Source organism: Vibrio sp. 10N.222.52.B7, from assembly GCF_041474275.1.
Lineage (GTDB): Bacteria > Pseudomonadota > Gammaproteobacteria > Enterobacterales > Vibrionaceae > Vibrio > Vibrio crassostreae_C.
This window is the reverse complement of sequence record NZ_JBFRTU010000372.1, coordinates 1-350: the sequence shown is the minus strand read 5'-3', so window position 1 is coordinate 350 and position 350 is coordinate 1. Positions and strand designations below refer to the sequence as shown.

1 protein-coding gene is annotated in these 350 nt (G+C 42.0%); it reads left to right on the top strand.

From position 1 onward, the window contains the following. Window positions 1–151 precede the first annotated feature (151 nt). Window positions 152–350 (top strand): hypothetical protein (locus AB4512_RS23265; protein ID WP_372175889.1); only part of this gene is annotated, 199 nt, incomplete at its 3' end.

The following is a 350-nucleotide window of genomic DNA, read 5'->3' as shown; positions in this document are numbered from 1 at the left end:
AATATGTGCAGCGTGTCGCGGTGCCTTTCTAATGGAATGCTTTCAGAAGAATATTAGAACTAGGTAATGCAGAAAATAGAGACATATAGGTGACAAAGCACTAACGCTACTTGGGTGTAATGACCGTACTTACCCTTTACGGAATCTAGATATGCTCAGCGTACGTCACCCTCTCAGTCTTTCTACTTGTGCCATTGTAGCTTTAACAACAGCTTGTCTGTTTTCATCCAATGCACAAGCGAGCCAAATAATGCTCACCAGTAATAGCAGCGTTAGCTCTAACACCACTACCAGCAATACAGTCTCTATTTCATCGAATACTTTAGAGATAGATTGGAACGGCTTAAGCG